We start from the raw sequence: 16,408 nt of genomic DNA, 5'->3' as shown, positions 1-16,408 counted from the left end.
GACTCAATCGCTCCAGGTTGCGGCCAGGGCTTTGGCGCGCTCGATGTCGCGCTGTTGCGTGGCTTTCTCTCCGCCGCACAGCAGCACGATCAACGCCTCGCCCCGGCGGGTGAAATACAGCCGGTAGCCCGGCCCATAGAAGATTCGCATCTCCGAGACGCCTTCTCCGACCGGCGCGCAATCCCCGAGGTTGCCGTGTGTTGCGTTGCGCAGCCTGGCGTTGATCCTGGCGACGGCTTGACGGTCGCGCAGGCTGCTCAACCAGCGATCGAAGGTGTCGGTTTTAAGGATCTCGAACATGCGCAAACTGTAAACTACAGTTGGCATATCGTCAACGGGAGTGGGCAGTTCGTAGGATGCGGTGAAGCACGCACCGCAACGCTCGCGGGAACCCGCCGGCCACCGTTGGCAAGCGATGCGGTTCCTGAGGTCACCGCCAGGCTACAACGCAGCCACCGGCGAGTATGGCGACATGATGGGCAGGGGCATCATCGATCCGACCAAGGTGACCCGCACGGCGCTTCAAAACGCCGCGTCGATCGCCGGCTTGATGATCACCACCGAAGCCATGGTGGCGGATGAGTCCAAGAAGGAGAAGGGCGCCGCACCGTGAGCCAGCGCAACGTTTCTTTATCGGGTGGGCGGCGGTTCTGGAGAGATCCGGATCGCAGCTTGGCGGCGCTCCTCCTGCTGCTCATGCTCCATCAACAGCTATCGGATCGGTGGATGCACGGTTTAATATTGCATATTTTTTAGCCTCTTTATGCATTCCAGACAGTTCCCGACAGAGTCGAGGCGGGGAGCCTTGGAGAGCACTGGATGCAGCACGAGGCGGGCCGTGGGGGTAGAATACTGTCCCTTTCGAAGTGGCCAGGCAGTGCGCCCCATGTTGAACATCCAGAATCTCGTCGACGACGCCAAATGTTTCGAGACCGTCCGTGCCCTGCGTTGGCCCGAGGGGGTGCGCTGCGTGCACTGCGCCTCGGCCGAGATCAACAAGCAAGGTCGGGATCCGACGCAACCCGAGCGGCAGAAGTACCGCTGCAAGGACTGCGGGCGCTGGTTCGATGATTTGAGCGAGACGATTCTGGCCGGCCATCATCAGCCACTGCGAACCTGGGTGTTATGCCTGTATTTCATGGGCTTGAACCTGTCCAACCGGCAGATCGGCCAAGAACTGGGCCTTCACAAGGATGACGCCCAGCGCATGACGCAACAGTTGCGCGAGGGCATCGAGTCCAAGCAGTCCTTGCCCGTGCTCGACGGCGAGGTCGAGGCCGACGAGGTGTACGTGGTCGCCGGTCACAAAGGGAACCCCGAGGCGGTAAAAAAAGCGCGCAAAGGCCGTCGGCGCCGACTGAAGGGGGCGCGCGGTCGCGGCACCCTGGCCAAAGAGAAGCCACCGATTCTCGGCCTGATCCAGCGCGGCGGCGAGGTGGTGCTGCGGATGCTGGATAACGTCCAACAGAAGACCATCAAACCCATTATCCTCGCCTGCGTGGCCGAGGGGACGCGCTTCTACACCGATGAGTATGACATCTACGCCCGCTTGCCGGCATGGGGTTACGAGCACCACAGCGTCTGCCACAGCCGCGGAGAGTACGCCCGCGACGAGGACGGTGATGGCTTCCATGAGGTCCACGTCAACACCATCGAGGGCGTCTGGTCGTTGGCTGCGCTCCTGGCTGCGCCCTCACCGCGGGATCTCTCAGGAACACCTCCCGATGTACCTGAGCTTTTTTCAGTTCGTCCACAACAGTCGTGCGCGCGGGAAGGGGCTCCTCCCGGCGCTCTTGGCAGCGCTGATTGTCTAGCTGTCTGGAATGCAGATTGAGCCATTTTTTAAACCTTTAAACCGCGCCAGTTCCAACAATCGTCAAGTCTGCCGGGGCCGATCCCATCCAAAAGCATCACATACCGCGCCGGGCGGGTCGTCTGCGACAAAGATTTGCTTGAAATCGGCGCCCGGGCTCCTGACTCTCCTCGGAGTATTGTTCGGAACCACAAGAGGAGACGACCGATGAAGAAGAGAGGGTTCAAACGTGCATCACTGTCCCTGCTGATCGCGGCAGGCCTGACCTTCGGTGCCTTCGGCGCGCACGCAGCCGTCGAACGCACCGCGGCACCCGAGGGGGCCCGGGCGTACATCATTGCGCCGGAGGACGGTGCAACCATGCCGCAGACCTTCGTGGTGCGATTCGGACTCTCGGGGATGGGGGTTGCACCGGCGGGAGCCGATCTCCCCAACACGGGACATCATCACCTGCTGGTCGACATGGACAGTCTGCCGCCGCTCGACCAACCGATCGGCGCCGATATCCTGCATTTCGGGGGCGGTCAGACGGAGACCGAGCTCACGTTGCCGCCGGGCGAGCACACCCTGCAGATCCTCCTGGGCGACAAAAATCACCTTCCGCATGATCCGCCGATCGTCTCGGAGCGGATCACCATCACGGTCGAGTAGCCCTGTCGGAGGCCCTTCGCGCGCAGCGTCCCGGGCGCCGGAGGGATTCCACCCCTCTCTGCGATCGGTGCATCGCATCGCCCGAGGCCGGGAAAGGCGCCGCCCCGGCGAGATACGCTTAGCGGTCCGTGCCCATTTCCAAGCGTTCGACATCGGCCATGCGGATCTCTCGACCGTCGGCGGTCACGAATCGCCGGCCATCGACGCTGCCGCGGCGGACCTCGTAGAGCGTGACTTCTCCCGTGTTGGCATTGACGACCTGAACGGGGATGATCTCCCGATCGCGATCCCAATCCCGAACGAGAAGCGACAAACTCCCGAGCAACATAATCCCGAGGAGGACATAGGCGAGCGGACGGATCAGCGCCGGAGGAATCAGAGGTGGACGCGGCGCCACCAGTCCGGCGGCCTCGCGAGACCGTATGATGCGGGCTCGGATGACCAGATAGGCCCCGAAGATGACAGCAGCGGTTAGGAGGAGTTTCCAGATCATGGTGTTTACGTTAGCACGACCGGCCGGTTCGGGCAGCCCATTCGCGCGCTGCGGGGTCGCGGCCGCCGGCCGCGACAGAAGACCCGGCGGCGACGAGACCGGAGCGCAGGCATGATGAAGGTTTACGTTCCGACTCTGCTGCTGATTGCAGCGCTGTCGCTCCCGGGCTGCACGGAACCTGCCGCACCGACGGTGAATCTGCACCGGGCGGTCGAGATCGGGGATATCGACCAGGTCTCACGTCATATCTACTGGAAGAGCGATCTCGATCGGCCGGATGCGCACGGCGACCCGCCGCTGCACGTCGCCGCGCGCGCGGGACGCGTCGCCATCGCGCGGACGCTCGCCCGCAACGGCGCGGATCTCAAGGCACCGAATGCCGCGGGGAAGACTCCGCTCGAGGTCGCGCTCGAGCACGGGCGCATTCAGGTCGCCAGCATGCTCATCGACCAAGGCGCGCAGCTCGATGCACAGGGCGCATTGGTCGCGTTGGTCGAGGCGGGAGTGATCGACCGCGATACTCTGAATTTCCTCGTCAATGCGGGCGCGCAGATCGACAAACCGGGGCCGAACGGGGATGCGCCGCTGCATGTCGCCATCCGAAACGGGCATCTCGAGACGGTACGGCGACTGATCCTCGCCGGCGCCGATGTCAATCAACCCGCCGACGACGGTCGCATGCCGCTGCGGATTGCGCGAGAATCGGCGCCCGGGCGCGACGCCCGGTTTATCGTCTCGACCCTCGCGCTCAACGGTGCGAGGGCGGACCCAGCCCCCTGACCGATTCGCACAGGAGCGACCGAATGGCCGAACGGATCGAAGATCTGACGGTGACCTACACGGAAGACGGTATCGACACGACCAAGGAGATCGACAAGGTCGTCCTCTCCAAGGGAAGTTGGACCACGATCCTCTTTCGCTATCAGGATTGGGATCGCGCGAAGGAGGCGTACGGTCCGGACAAATATACGATTCGTCGCTATCAGAAGCGCAGCGGCGAGTACCGACAGCAGTCGAAGTTCAACATCTCCAGCCGCGCACAGGCCCAGGCACTCGTAGAGGCATTGCAGGGTTGGCTGACCGACGACTGATCGCGCGTAAGCGGGTGAACACCGATGACTCGGACAGTTGGCTGAGGCCGGAGGCATAACGATGACTGCCGAGACGCATCCGCGTCGGTGGCACGGCTTGGGTGTCGCGGAGACCGCCGCGTCGCTGGACGTGGATCCCGCTCGGGGTCTCGCCACGGCCGAGGCGGATCTGCGACGTCGCCGTTACGGCGAGAACGCACTCGCCGAAACCAAGGCGCGCCCGCTCTGGCTCAGATTCCTGGACCAGTTCCGAAACCTGCTGGTGATCGTGCTCCTCTTCGCGGCCGCACTGGCCTGGACCATCGGGGACCTCAAAGACGCCGTGGTCATCCTGATCGTCGTGATCCTCAATGCGGCGCTCGGCTTCTATCAAGAGCACCGTGCCGAGCGCACGCTCTCCACCCTCAAAGCGATGGTCGCGGTCCGTGCTCGCGTGCGGCGCGACGGTCGGATCGGCGAGGTCGAAGCGGCCGATCTGGTGCCCGGCGATCTGGTCCTGCTCGAGGCAGGCGATCGTGTGCCCGCGGACGGGCGCCTGCTGACGGCACCCAACCTGGAGGTGGACGAGGCCGCCCTGACCGGCGAGTCCCAGCCGGTCGGCAAACGCATACAGGCATTGGACGCAGCCGACCCGCCGCTGGCCGAGCGCCTGAACATGCTTTACATGAACACCGTGGTGACGCGCGGCCGGGCCGAGATGCTGGTCGTCGACACCGGCATGACCACCGAGATCGGCCGGCTGGCCGGGTTGATCGCCGAGACGCCGGACTCCGAGACACCCCTGCAACGTCAGCTGGATACGCTCGGCAAGCGGCTGGCGGCGATCGCCGGGGTCATCGTCACCCTGATCTTCGTCCTCGACCTGACACGCGGACTACCCTGGACGCAGGCCGCAATCACCGCCGTTGCGCTCGCGGTGGCAGCGATCCCCGAGGGCCTGCCGGCCGTCGTCACCGTGACCCTGGCGATCGGCATGTGGCGGATGGCCCAGAACCGGGCGATCCTCAAGAAGCTCTCGGCGGTCGAAACCCTGGGCTCGACCACCGTGATTTGTTCCGATAAGACGGGGACACTCACGCTCAACCGGATGACGGCGCGTGCCGGCTGGTTTGCAGGCGGGCGCTTCAGTGTCGAAGGCGACGGCTACGGGGCCGAGGGCGCGATTCTTCGGGACGATCCGAGCGCGCCGACCGACCCGATCGATCCGATCGACCTGGCGCGTCCCATGGCGCTCTGCAACGAATCGCGCGTGCGCGACGGCGCGTTGATCGGGGATCCCACCGAGGGCGCCCTCTGGGTTCTCGCCCGCAAGGCCGGTCTCGACCCGGAATCCGAGCAGGCGCGCCGCCCGCGGATCGCCGAGATCCCCTTCGACTCCGCCCACAAGTTCATGGCGACCTTTCACCATGCCGGCGATCAGGTCGAGCTGTTCGTCAAAGGTGCGCCGGACGTCCTGCTCGCCCGCGCCTCGCACTGGCTGACTGCAAACGGCGAGCAACCACTCGACGCCGCGACCCGCGAGCGTATCGAGGCCGAGAACGAGCTCCTCGCGAGCCAAGCGCTGCGGGTGCTCGCCGTGGCACGGCGGACCATCCCGGCCCGTGATTACGAGCCCGCGGACGACCTGTGGCGATGGGCCGAGGGCTGGACCTTCGTGGGGCTTGCCGGCCTCATGGACCCGCCGCGCCCGGAGGCCGCCGAGGCCATCGCCCGCTGTCGGCAGGCCGGCATCCAGGTCAAGATGATTACGGGCGACCACAAGCTCACTGCCGAGGCCATCGGGCGCGAGCTCGGGTTGACCGGCGAGGTCGTCACCGGCGCCGAGCTCGACGCGATGGACGAGGCCGCACTCGGGCAGCGGATCGAGGACATCGGCGTCATCGCGCGGGTCTCGCCGGCCCACAAGGTCCGGATCGTGAAGGCGCTCAAGGCGCGTGGCCATGTCGTGGCCATGACCGGCGACGGGGTGAACGACGCGCCCGCGGTGAAGGCTGCGGATATCGGTGTCGCCATGGGTCTGACGGGCACGGCCGTCACGCGCGAGGCCGCGACCATGGTGTTGATGGACGACAACTTCGCGACCATCGTCCGGGCAGTCGAGGAAGGGCGCGTCATCTTCGACAACATCGTGAAGTTCGTGCGCTTTCAGCTCTCGACCAATATCGGCGCCATCCTGACCGTGCTGGCGGCAACCCTGATGGGGCTTCCGACCCCCTTCACGGCGATCCAACTCCTCTGGATCAACATCATCATGGACGGCCCGCCCGCGATGACCCTCGGCGTCGAGCCGGCGCGTCCCGGCATCATGCGGGCCCTGCCCCGCCGACAGGACTCTCAGATCCTCACGCTGAAGCGCTTGGCGCTCCTCGGCCTCTACGGCACCACCATGATGTTCGGCACGCTCTGGCTGTTTCAGGATGCCTTGACCACCCACGGCGAGGCCTACGCCCTCACACTCGCCTTCACCACCTTCGTCCTCTTTCAGTTCTTCAACGTCTTCAATGCCCGCAGCGAGCACGGCAGCGCCTTCAACACCCACTTCCTCGCGAACGGCAAACTCTGGCTCGCACTCGGCGCCGTCCTCGCGCTCCAGGTTCTGGTCGTGAATTGGTCAACGGCTCAGGAGATCTTCGGAACGGTTCACCTGCAACCCATCGACTGGCTCAAGGCCGCGCTCGTCGCCTCCAGCGTGCTCCTGCTCGACGAAGGCAGGAAGTGGGGGCAACGGCGATTCTCAACCATGCGTTTCTGGAGTTCCGATGAGCAGCGTCCCCGAGCATGATGACCCGCCTCGATCAAGACACACACCAAGTGCTCGCCTGATCCTGCTCAAAGATCAAAGTCCGATCGGCGAGCGACTCGCAAACCCCGCGGATGCTTGTGCGGACGAGATCGGGATGGTTGTTGGTCTCGCTGACATGCGCAACGCAGAGCTGCGCGATGGCTCGGTTCGGCAAGGCATCGAGCAGGCCGGCGGCTTGCAGGTTGCTGAGATGCCCGAAGTCGCCGGCGACGCGTCGCTGCAGACTCGGCGGATAAGGGCCGCGACGCAGCAGATCCGGATCATGGTTGAGCTCCAGGATCAACGCATCGCAATCCTGAAGAACCTCCGTCATGTGGGGTGTCACGCAGCCGGCATCCGTCAGCATCCCCAGGCGACGTCCATCCGCCTCGAAGAGGAACTGACAAGGTTCGCGGGCGTCGTGCGGGACTGGGTAGGAGCGGATACGCAGGCCGTCGATACGCATCCACTGCCCCTGACCGGAGAGTAGCCGCAACCTCGGGATCTCGGGGGTGCCGGCCGCCCGCCAGGTACCCGGGGTCGTCCAGACCTCCGCGCGATGTCGCCTTGCGAAGGACCGGACACCCTTCACATGGTCGCCGTGCTCATGGGTTAGGAGCAGGACATCGATGCTGTCCGGCTCGACGTCCACCGATCGCAGGCGCTGATGCAACTCGCGTAGGCTGAGGCCGTTGTCCACCAGCACGCGGCAGCCCGCGCTTTCCACCAGCGTGGCATTACCGCGGCTGCCGCTGCCGAGAGAGCAGAAACGCACGTCGGGGCAGGCCTAGCGAATCTGCTCCTTCATCAGCGTCAGGATCCGCTGGCTCGACTCGGATGTATCCGGATTCCCGCGTGCATCCAGCACGGTAACCCGTGATTCGGTTTCGCCACCCTGCACACGCACCTGATACTGCTTGACCGGGTCGACCTCGTTCTTCTTCCAGAAGGCCATCCGCGAGAGGAGGCCGGGGCTCTTGTCCTCGGACGCGCCATCCCGCCCTGCGTATCGGACATAGTAGATGCCCTCACTCATATCGCGATCTTCCACGGCGAATCCGGCACGATCCAGTGCCGATCCGGCGGTCCTCCAGGCGCGACGGAAGTCCTCCTGGATCACCAGGGCTTGAGAGCCCCCCTCGCTGACGAGGCGAGCACCGACGGGCCGCATGGCAAGCCCGGTTCCGGCGCCGCCGGAGCTGCCCCCGGAGACGGGGCTCGCGGCCGCGGCACGCTGCTCGGATGCACCCAGAAAAACCATGAGACGCCGCAACATCTCGGCTTCCTTGCCGGGATCGGTCCCGCTGGGCTCCCAAATGGTCCGGCTGCCGTCACCGATCGCGTTGGTGACCAGCCGCTCCTCCATCCCGCGATGCGTGAGATGGATGTCGGTGGTTCCGGGTGTCGTGCCGGGCTCGATACGCAGACTGTACTGATCGCGCGTCGAGGTCGCGTAGACCCCCTCGACGACCTTGCTGATCATGCGCGTGACGAAATCGCGCCGGATCTCGGCGCGGTTATCCAGCCAATCGGTGCGCATCACGCCGACGGACGGATTCTGCTCGACCAAGAGGATGCCCTGCTCTCGCCAGAAGGAGATGACCTTGGGCCACACCTGCTGCGGCGAGGCCTGCACCTCGAGCCAGCGCTCGGAGTCACGCCGCTGCAACTCCACATTGGGTGTCTCGGGAAGGACCTCGCCCGAAGCCGCGACACGCTGGCGTTGCGCGCGACTCCCGCTGTACTCCGAGTAGGTCGCCCCGCCGACGGGCGGAATGTCGAGGGCATCGTCGAACCGCCCTGCGGTCAGATCAGGCGGGATCTCGAGATTCTCGCCGGCCTCCTGTTGCTTCTTGTAGGCAAGCCGCTGATCGGGGATCGCGTCGCTGATGACGCTCGAGCCGCAACCCGACAAAAGCAGGGTCAGCGCCAAGCCGGCGGAAACGCCGCCGGTCGGCCATAGACGTGGTCTCAAGGTGTGCGACCTCTTTAATCGATTGAGCATAGGCCACCGCTCGGGAGCGTCGATGCGGCGGATGCTTTCAGAGCACACCCGCTTGCTCCATTGCCGCACGAACGCGTGCATGGTGCTCGTCGGAGAGCCAGGTGAGCGGGAGACGGATCCCTTTCGAGCACAGCCCCATCTCGGCAGCGGCCCATTTTACCGGGATCGGATTGGACTGTACGAACAGGTCGTGATGCAGGGCATCGAGCCGCCGATTGATGGACTCTGCATGCTCGCGATCGCCCGCGAGCGCCGCCTCGCACATGTCCTGCATCAATCGCGGGGCTAGATTCGAGGTCACCGAGATCACGCCGTCGCCGCCCATCAGCATGAACTCGCACCCGGTCGCATCATCCCCGCTGTAGAGCGCGAATCCCTCGCCGCAGCCGGCACGCAACCGCCCGACACGGGTGAGGTCACCCGTCGCGTCCTTGATGCCGACGATGTTGTCGATCGGCGCGAGCCGAGCCGCAGTCTCGGGCAGCAGATCGCAGGCCGTGCGGCCCGGCACGTTGTAGAGGATCTGCGGGATATCCACGGCCTCGGCGATCGCACGATAATGCAGATACAGCCCCTCTTGGGTGGGTTTGTTGTAATAGGGTGTCACCAGAAGGGCGGCCTGTGCGCCGGCCTCCTTGGCGCAGCGGGTCAGGGTGATCGCCTCGCGGGTCGAGTTGGCGCCCGTACCCGCGATGATGGGGATCCTGCCGGCGGCAAGCTCGAGCGTTCTGCGAATGACCGCGCAGTGCTCCTCTTCGTCGAGCGTTGCCGATTCTCCCGTGGTCCCGACTGCGACGATGGCCGTGGTCCCGGCGTCGACATGGAAGTCGACGAGACGCCCGAGGCTCGCGTCGTCGATGCCCCCGTCTTCGTGCATGGGGGTGATGAGGGCAACGATGCTGCCGCGAAACATGTCCGACTCCGTTAAACCGCGCACGGCGCGGTATGTGATGTTTTTGGATGGGATCAGCCCCGGCAGACTCGACGATCGTTGGAGCTGGCGCGGTTTAAAGTCTTAAAAAATATTAAATTTTAAACCGCGTCACGACAAAGGTCGAAGAAATCCTTGAGTCCGACACCACGTGCAAATAACGCATGTCGCTCTGGACGCGGTTTAGGCGAAAACCCCGATGGTAGTACGCGAGACGGCGCCGACACAACCGAGATGATCCGAGCCCGGGTGCGCGGACCCCTGGCGTTCGACCCCGAAACACTCACTCCCGAGGCGATCTAAACCTAGTGGCTCAAACAAAGACACTTTGACACCAACTCAAAAGCGCCGCCGGGAAGAGACCGAGGAACAACAGGGAAAGACCGTTGAGGCTCATGGCGAAACGCACGCCGCCGCTGGTCGTCAGGACCGGCATGTCCGGATCCGGCTTATCGAAATAGATCACCTTGACCACACGCAGGTAGTAGAAAGCCCCGATGATCGAAAAGGCGACGGCGACCAGTGCGAGCCAGACGAGGTCGATCCGAACGACAGACTCCAGCACCAGCAGCTTCGCCATGAAGCCGACCGTCGGCGGCACGCCGGCCATCGAGAACATCACCAATGCCATCATGGCGGCATACCAGGAATCCCGGTCGTTCAGCCCCTTGAGGTCATCCAGATTCTCCGCATCGAAACCTTTGCGGCTCAGGATCAAGAGGATGCCGAAGGCACCGGTCGACATCACCGCGTAGACGATCGCGTAGAACATCGCCGACGCGTAGCCCTGCGCGGTGCCGGCCAAGAGTCCGAGAAAGATAAAACCGACGTGCGAGATGGTCGAGTAGGCCAGCATCCGTTTGATGTTGGTCTGTGCGATCGCGACCAGGTTGCCCAGACCCATGGAGAGCACGGCGAGGATCAGGAGCATCCCCTGCCAGTCCGGCTGGATCGCCTCCAGTCCATCCACCAGCATGCGAATCGCCAACGCGAAGGCCGCGATCTTGGGCGCACTGCCGAGCAACAGGACGGCCGGCGTGGGCGCACCCTCGTAGATATCCGGGACCCACATGTGGAAGGGCACGGCGCCGAACTTGAAACCCACGCCGATGACCAGGAAGACCACGCCGAAGACCAGGACCTTGTTTTCCATCCCCTGCTCGGCGACCGCCTGTGCGACCGGACCGAACTCGATCGATCCGGTGGCGCCGTAGATCATGGAGACGCCGTAAAGGAGCATTCCGGAGCCCAGCGCACCCAGCACGAAATACTTCATGGCCGCTTCGGCGCCCTTCGTCGAGTCCCGATCGAAGGCGACCAAGGCATAGAGACAGAGCGCCTGAAGCTCGAGACCGAGATAGATGGTCAGGAAGCTGTTGGCCGAGACCATGATCAGCATCCCGAGGATCGCAAACAGCGCAAGGACGTAGAACTCGCCGACGAAAAGCCCGCGATCCTTCAGCCAGGGGCGCGCATAGACGAAGGCGAGCAGGCTGACGATCAGGATCGCGCCCCGGAGCAAATCGGTCAGGCCGTCGCGCACGACATTGCCGTCGAAGACGATGCGCGCCTCGCCGCCGCCCACGGCACCCGTGAGGCCGATCGCGACCAGCAGACCGATCAGGGTCAGGGTATGGTTGAGGTCCTTATCCTTCTCCTTGAGATAGAGATCCAGCACCAGCACGACGCTGGCGGTGATCAGGATCGCAATCTCCGGCAGGATGGGGATCAGATTGGCGGCATCGAATGGCATGTGAGAATTCCGATTAAACCGCGCCCAGTGCGGTATGCGATGTTTTTGGATGGGATCGGCCCCGGCGGATTTCAGAACCGCTGGAGCCGGCGCGGTTTAAAGTATTAAAAAATATAAAATTTTAAACCGCGCCCCCCGCTAAGGGTCGTGGATTCACCAAACTTCGAGCTCACTCGAAAGTGAGCATCTCGCTCTGGACGCGGTTTAAGTGAGACCCGCGCCCGGGCGCATCCCCGAACCCATCTTTAGGGCTGTCCAGTCAGACCAGCCACGGATGCGGGCACCGCAAGGACGCAGTCCGCCGCCTCGGAGGCCGGCAGCTTGCACTCGCTGACATGGGCGACCAGGTTCTCGACGGAGGCGTGCATCACCTCCATCAAGGGCGCGGGCCAGATCCCGAGGGCCAGAACCGCAGCGGCCAGGACCCCGAGATTGAAGGTCTCGCGCCGATTGAGATCCTGCAGACCCGCCACCTTCTCGTTCTTGACCTCGCCGAAGATCACCCGTTTGACCATCCAGAGGGTAAAGGCCGCCGCCAGGATCAAGGTGGTCGCGGCCAGGAAGGCCCACCAGAAATCGGCCCGGAAGGTCGCGAGGATCACCATGAACTCGCCGACGAAACCGGAGGTTCCGGGCAGGCCGGCATTGGCCATCGCGAAAAAGACCACGAAGGCACCGAACCAGGGCATGGTGTTGATGACACCGCCGTAGTCTGCGATCTCGCGCGAATGCACGCGGTCATAGAGCACGCCCACGCAGAGAAAGAGCGCGCCCGAGATGAAGCCGTGCGAGATCATCTGCACCATACCGCCCTCGATTCCCATCACCGCACCGCCGGCGACATCCGGGTTGCGGATGATGGTGAAGACGATAAAGAAGCCGAGCGTCACGAAGCCCATGTGGGCGATCGACGAATAGGCGATCAGCTTCTTCATGTCCTGCTGAACCAGGGCCACGAACCCGATGTAGACCACGGCGATCAGCGACAACGCGATCATCAGCCAATCGAGCGAGGCACTGGCGTCCGGCGTAATCGGCATGGAAAAGCGCAGGAACCCGTAACCGCCGATCTTCAGCATGATGGCCGCCAGGATCACCGACCCGCCGGTCGGCGCCTCGACATGCGCGTCCGGCAACCAGGTGTGGACCGGGAACATCGGCACCTTCACCGCAAAGGCAAGCAGGAAGGCGATGAAGATCAGGATCTGGGCGGTCATGCCGAGCTCCAGATCGTGGAAATCCAGGATACTGAAGCTGTCGGCCTGGAAGAACATGTAGATCAAGGCGACCAACATGAAGACCGAGCCGAAGAAGGTATAGAGGAAGAACTTGATGGTCGCATAGACCCGATTCGGTCCGCCCCAGACCCCGATGATGATGAACATCGGGATCAGCATCGACTCCCAGAAGACATAGAAGAGGATGGCATCGAGGGCCGAAAAGACGCCGACCATCACGCCTTCCATGATCAGGAAGGCCGCCATGTAATGCGACGGCTTATAGGTGATGACATCCCAACCCGCGATGATCACGAAGATGGTGATGAAGGTCGTCAGGATGATCAGCGGCATGGAGATGCCGTCGACGCCCAGGTAGTAATCGACATTGAAGGTCGGGATCCAGGCCGCGCGCTCCACGAACTGCATCTGACCGCTGCCGGCGTCGAAACCCGTCCAGAGGCCGAGGCTGATCGCGAAGGTCAGGATCGCAAAGGCGAGCGCGATCCACTTGGAGATCTCGGAGGCTCGATCACCGCTCGCCAGCACGGCGATACCGCCGATGATGGGCAGCCAGATGACCAGCGTCAGGAGAGGGAACTCGTACATGCAGGGCGTCTCCTTCCGCTTTAGAACACGACGAAGAACGTCAAGAGCCCGACGAGCCCGACGATCATCGCAATCGCGTAGTGATAGAGGTAACCGGTTTGCAGATGCCGCGCCCGCTGCGCCAGCGCCGCAACGCGATGGGCCGATCCGTTGACCACACCGTCGTCGATGATGGCGCGGTCACCGCCGAGCCAGAGCACCTTGCCCAGCCAACGACCGCCGCCCGCGAAGACCTTCTGATTGAAGTCGTCGAACCCGTACTTCGCCTGCAGGATCTTGGTCACGGGACCACCCATCGCCTGCAGCTCATCGTCGATCTTCGGATTCTTGGCGAAGGTGAACCACCAGACGAAGGCCGCCAAGATCAGACCGCCCATCGCCAGAAAGAAGGGCGGCATGGTCATGCCGTGCAGCACGAAGGCCCACTGGCCGTGCCAATGCTCGCGCAGCGGCTGCAGGGTGTCGTGCTCGGGCGCCACCACGATGGGGTTCCAGTCGCCGGTCGCGAACCAGTTGGTCACCAGCAGCGGCTCCACGACCAGCCAACCGAGCACCACCGATGGGATCGCCAGCAACACCAACGGCAAGGTGACCACCCACGGGGTCTCGTGCAGATGGTGTCGGGTGTGCTCGTCCATCCGCGGCTTGCCGTGGAAGACCAGGAAGTACATGCGGAAACTGTAGAGGGCGGTGACGAAGACGCCGATCGTCAGGAGCAACGAGGCATAACCGGACCCGTAGAGCGTCGAGTGCCCCACCGCCTCGATGATGGCGTCCTTGGAGAAAAAGCCGGAGAAGGCCGGGAAGCCGATCAGGGCCAGCGTGCCGATCAGCGCGGTGATCCAGGTGATCGGCATGTAACGGCGCAGGCCGCCCATCTCGCGGATGTCCTGCTTGTGATGCAGGGCGATGATCACCGACCCTGCGGCCAGGAACAGCAGCGCCTTGAAGAAGGCATGGGTCATCAGGTGGAACATCCCGGCCGCATAGGCCGAAGCACCGAGCGCCGTCACCATATAACCGAGCTGCGAGAGGGTCGAATAGGCGACGACGCGCTTGATGTCGTTCTGCACCAGACCGATCAGACCCATGAAAAGCGCCGTGGTCGCGCCGATGATGAGGATGAAGCTGAGCGCCGTCTCCGACATCTCGAACAGCGGCGACATCCGCGCGACCATGAAGACACCGGCGGTGACCATGGTCGCGGCGTGAATCAAGGCCGAGATGGGCGTGGGGCCTTCCATCGAGTCCGGCAGCCAGACATGCAAGGGCACCTGCGCCGACTTACCCATGGCCCCGATGAAGAGCAGGATGCAGATCAGCGTCATGAGCGAGACGCCGCCGAATACGGCGACCTGCGTTCCGGCATGGGCAGGTGCCGCGGCAAAGACCTCCGCGTAATCCATACTGTTGAAATACATCCCGACCGCAGCGATGCCCAGGATGAAGCCGAAGTCACCGACCCGGTTGACCAGGAATGCCTTCATATTGGCGAAGATCGCCGTCTCGCGCGTCGACCAGAAGCCGATCAGCAGGTAGGAGACCAGACCGACCGCCTCCCACCCGAAAAAGAGCTGCATGAAGTTGTTGGACATCACCAACATCAACATGGAGAAGGTAAAGAGCGAGATGTAGCTGAAGAACCGCTGGTAACTGTTCTTGCCGGTCAGCGCGCCTTTCGGCCAGTTGTGCTCGTCGTCGGCCATGTAGCCGATCGTATAGATGTGGACCATCAAGGAAACAAAGGTCACGGTCGCCATCATGAGCGCCGTGAGCCGATCGACCAGGAAGCCGATCTCGAAGCGGATCCCGTCCGACACCATCCAGGTATAGACGGCCTCGTTGTAGACCGGCAGATCATCCCAGATGAAACGCGCCAGCACCATAAGCGACAGTGCCGTGGAGAGCCCGACGCCGGCGATGGTCACCGCATGCGCCCCCTCTCGGCCGATTCGGCCGCCGAAAAAGCCGGCGATGATGGCGCCGATGAGCGGCGCGAGCACGATGGTCAGGTAGACGTTTTCCACTATTTAGTTCGCTCTTTCGCTTGATGTGATCCGAATCGACCCGCCAGTCACGCAGACACCTTGTCGCCGTCCGCGCTATCCCTTGAGGCTGTCCAGATCCTCCACGTTGATCGTCTGCCGATTACGGAAAAGCACCACCAGGATCGCAAGCCCGATCGCAGCCTCCGCCGCCGCCACGGTCAGGATGAAAAAGACGAAGACCTGCCCCGTCATATCCCCGAGGAAATGGGAGAAGGCGACGAAGTTCATATTCACCGCCAAGAGCATCAGCTCGATACACATCAGCAGCAGGATGACGTTCTTGCGATTCAGGAAGATCCCGGCGACCGCCAGCATGAAGAGCCCGGCAGCCAGGATCAGATAGTCTGAGAGCGCGATCATTCGGTCGATTCCTGTGGTGCAGCCGAGGCAGCAACGGCCGGAACCGCGGCACTCTCGGAAGGCATCTTGACGATACGAATCCGGTCCGGACCCTTCTTGACCCTGACCTGCTTCGCCGGATCCATGTACTTGGTCTCGGGCCGGCGTCGCAAGGTCAAGCGAATCGCGGCGACGATGGCGACAAGCAGGATGACGGCGGCGATTTCGAACGGATAAACGTAGACGGTGTAGAGCAGTAGACCGAGCTCTTCGGTATTGCTGACATCGGGGCCTGCCGGCACGGGCGAGGGGAACTGTTGCAATCCGAAGTTGGCCGGCCCGACGATCAGGAAGATCTCGAGTGCAAGCACCACCGCAATCAGCGCACCGATGGGCAAATAGCGAATAAAGCCCGCACGCAGCGTCGCGATATCGACATCGAGCATCATGACCACGAAGAGGAAGAGCACCATCACGGCGCCGACATAAACCAGGATGAGCACGATGCCGAGGAATTCGGCCTCGAGCATGATCCAGAGGGCCGCGCTGCTGATGAAGGCGAGCACCAGATAGAGGACGGCGTGGACCGGATTGCGACGCGTGATCACCATCCCTGCAGCGACTAAGGTTATGGCCGCGAACACATAGAACAGGAATTTTTCAAAGCCCATGATTC

At 63.2% G+C, this 16,408-nt stretch carries 15 protein-coding genes and 1 pseudogene; 6 read left to right on the top strand and 10 right to left on the bottom strand.

Annotated elements, in window-relative coordinates:
* Positions 1-3: 3 nt before the first annotated feature.
* Positions 4-327 (bottom strand): type II toxin-antitoxin system RelE/ParE family toxin, encoded by a 324-nt coding sequence (locus KFB96_RS25205; RefSeq protein ID WP_366931446.1) that lies wholly within the window; start codon positions 325-327, stop codon positions 4-6.
* 112 nt (positions 328-439) lie between these two features.
* On the opposite strand from KFB96_RS25205, the pseudogene KFB96_RS25200 reads away from it, so the two are divergent.
* The 3 genes and pseudogenes from KFB96_RS25200 to KFB96_RS25190 form a co-directional block, all read left to right on the top strand.
* Positions 440-613, top strand: a pseudogene (locus tag KFB96_RS25200) (TCP-1/cpn60 chaperonin family protein); the annotation flags it as partial.
* Positions 614-886: 273 nt separating this feature from the next.
* A complete protein-coding gene (locus KFB96_RS25195) occupies positions 887-1,834 on the top strand; it encodes an IS1595 family transposase (RefSeq protein ID WP_300971103.1) in 948 nt (315 codons plus the stop codon).
* Between the two features lie 186 nt (positions 1,835-2,020).
* Positions 2,021-2,464: a DUF4399 domain-containing protein gene (locus KFB96_RS25190; protein WP_213455756.1), complete on the top strand. Its 444-nt coding sequence runs from the start codon at positions 2,021-2,023 to the stop codon at positions 2,462-2,464.
* A 118-nt stretch (positions 2,465-2,582) separates the two neighbouring features.
* Here KFB96_RS25190 and KFB96_RS25185 read toward each other — a convergent pair whose 3' ends face one another.
* Positions 2,583-2,957, bottom strand: coding sequence for a hypothetical protein (locus tag KFB96_RS25185; RefSeq protein ID WP_213455758.1), 375 nt, complete (start codon positions 2,955-2,957; stop codon positions 2,583-2,585).
* Between the two features lie 111 nt (positions 2,958-3,068).
* Between KFB96_RS25185 and KFB96_RS25180 the strand changes: the two genes are divergently transcribed.
* From KFB96_RS25180 to KFB96_RS25170, 3 genes are all read left to right on the top strand, one after another.
* Entirely contained in the window at positions 3,069-3,737 is a 669-nt protein-coding gene (locus tag KFB96_RS25180) for an ankyrin repeat domain-containing protein (RefSeq protein WP_300971099.1), read from the top strand.
* 23 nt (positions 3,738-3,760) lie between these two features.
* The gene (locus KFB96_RS25175; protein ID WP_213455760.1) at positions 3,761-4,048 is read left to right on the top strand and encodes a hypothetical protein; all 288 of its coding nucleotides are present in this window, start codon (positions 3,761-3,763) and stop codon (positions 4,046-4,048) included.
* A gap of 61 nt (positions 4,049-4,109) precedes the next feature.
* Entirely contained in the window at positions 4,110-6,830 is a 2,721-nt protein-coding gene (locus KFB96_RS25170; protein WP_213455762.1) for a cation-translocating P-type ATPase, read from the top strand.
* A 13-nt stretch (positions 6,831-6,843) separates the two neighbouring features.
* Here the strand turns inward: KFB96_RS25170 and KFB96_RS25165 are convergent, their stop codons facing one another.
* The 8 genes from KFB96_RS25165 to KFB96_RS25130 form a co-directional block, all read right to left on the bottom strand.
* Positions 6,844-7,605, bottom strand: coding sequence for an MBL fold metallo-hydrolase (locus tag KFB96_RS25165; protein ID WP_213455764.1), 762 nt, complete (start codon positions 7,603-7,605; stop codon positions 6,844-6,846).
* Positions 7,606-7,617: 12 nt separating this feature from the next.
* On the bottom strand, positions 7,618-8,805 hold the full coding sequence (bamC, locus tag KFB96_RS25160) for an outer membrane protein assembly factor BamC (RefSeq protein WP_300971094.1): 1,188 nt from the start codon (positions 8,803-8,805) through the stop codon (positions 7,618-7,620).
* Between the two features lie 67 nt (positions 8,806-8,872).
* Positions 8,873-9,748 carry a 4-hydroxy-tetrahydrodipicolinate synthase gene (gene dapA, locus KFB96_RS25155; RefSeq protein ID WP_213455768.1) on the bottom strand — a complete coding sequence of 292 codons (876 nt, stop codon included), beginning with the start codon at positions 9,746-9,748 and terminating at the stop codon, positions 8,873-8,875.
* A 331-nt stretch (positions 9,749-10,079) separates the two neighbouring features.
* On the bottom strand, positions 10,080-11,519 hold the full coding sequence (gene nuoN / locus KFB96_RS25150; RefSeq protein ID WP_213455769.1) for an NADH-quinone oxidoreductase subunit NuoN: 1,440 nt from the start codon (positions 11,517-11,519) through the stop codon (positions 10,080-10,082).
* Positions 11,520-11,764: 245 nt separating this feature from the next.
* Positions 11,765-13,345 carry an NADH-quinone oxidoreductase subunit M gene (locus KFB96_RS25145; protein WP_213455771.1) on the bottom strand — a complete coding sequence of 527 codons (1,581 nt, stop codon included), beginning with the start codon at positions 13,343-13,345 and terminating at the stop codon, positions 11,765-11,767.
* A 20-nt stretch (positions 13,346-13,365) separates the two neighbouring features.
* Positions 13,366-15,372 (bottom strand): NADH-quinone oxidoreductase subunit L, encoded by a 2,007-nt coding sequence (nuoL, locus tag KFB96_RS25140; RefSeq protein ID WP_213455773.1) that lies wholly within the window; start codon positions 15,370-15,372, stop codon positions 13,366-13,368.
* 75 nt (positions 15,373-15,447) lie between these two features.
* Entirely contained in the window at positions 15,448-15,753 is a 306-nt protein-coding gene (gene nuoK, locus KFB96_RS25135) for an NADH-quinone oxidoreductase subunit NuoK (RefSeq protein WP_007190921.1), read from the bottom strand.
* Positions 15,750-16,403, bottom strand: a complete 654-nt coding sequence (locus tag KFB96_RS25130; RefSeq protein ID WP_213455775.1) for an NADH-quinone oxidoreductase subunit J — start codon at positions 16,401-16,403, stop codon at positions 15,750-15,752. The genes nuoK and KFB96_RS25130 overlap by 4 nt, the downstream gene beginning before the upstream one ends.
* Positions 16,404-16,408 lie beyond the last annotated feature (5 nt).

It is taken from the genome of Thiocapsa sp., from assembly GCF_018399035.1.
Taxonomy (GTDB): domain Bacteria; phylum Pseudomonadota; class Gammaproteobacteria; order Chromatiales; family Chromatiaceae; genus Thiocapsa.
The sequence above is the reverse complement of the archived record's forward strand: the minus strand, read 5'-3'. Positions and strand labels throughout refer to the sequence as shown.

What these genes read in the sequence shown, in the direction of transcription:
- KFB96_RS25205 (WP_366931446.1), bottom strand. Translation starts at nt 327, where the DNA reads ATGCCAACTGTAGTTTACAGTTTGCGCATGTTCGAGATCCTTAAAACC.
- KFB96_RS25195 (WP_300971103.1), top strand. Translation starts at nt 887, where the DNA reads ATGTTGAACATCCAGAATCTCGTCGACGACGCCAAATGTTTCGAGACC.
- KFB96_RS25190 (WP_213455756.1), top strand. Translation starts at nt 2,021, where the DNA reads ATGAAGAAGAGAGGGTTCAAACGTGCATCACTGTCCCTGCTGATCGCG.
- KFB96_RS25185 (WP_213455758.1), bottom strand. Translation starts at nt 2,957, where the DNA reads ATGATCTGGAAACTCCTCCTAACCGCTGCTGTCATCTTCGGGGCCTAT.
- KFB96_RS25180 (WP_300971099.1), top strand. Translation starts at nt 3,069, where the DNA reads ATGATGAAGGTTTACGTTCCGACTCTGCTGCTGATTGCAGCGCTGTCG.
- KFB96_RS25175 (WP_213455760.1), top strand. Translation starts at nt 3,761, where the DNA reads ATGGCCGAACGGATCGAAGATCTGACGGTGACCTACACGGAAGACGGT.
- KFB96_RS25170 (WP_213455762.1), top strand. Translation starts at nt 4,110, where the DNA reads ATGACTGCCGAGACGCATCCGCGTCGGTGGCACGGCTTGGGTGTCGCG.
- dapA (WP_213455768.1), bottom strand. Translation starts at nt 9,748, where the DNA reads ATGTTTCGCGGCAGCATCGTTGCCCTCATCACCCCCATGCACGAAGAC.
- nuoN (WP_213455769.1), bottom strand. Translation starts at nt 11,519, where the DNA reads ATGCCATTCGATGCCGCCAATCTGATCCCCATCCTGCCGGAGATTGCG.
- KFB96_RS25145 (WP_213455771.1), bottom strand. Translation starts at nt 13,345, where the DNA reads ATGTACGAGTTCCCTCTCCTGACGCTGGTCATCTGGCTGCCCATCATC.
- nuoK (WP_007190921.1), bottom strand. Translation starts at nt 15,753, where the DNA reads ATGATCGCGCTCTCAGACTATCTGATCCTGGCTGCCGGGCTCTTCATG.
- KFB96_RS25130 (WP_213455775.1), bottom strand. Translation starts at nt 16,403, where the DNA reads ATGGGCTTTGAAAAATTCCTGTTCTATGTGTTCGCGGCCATAACCTTA.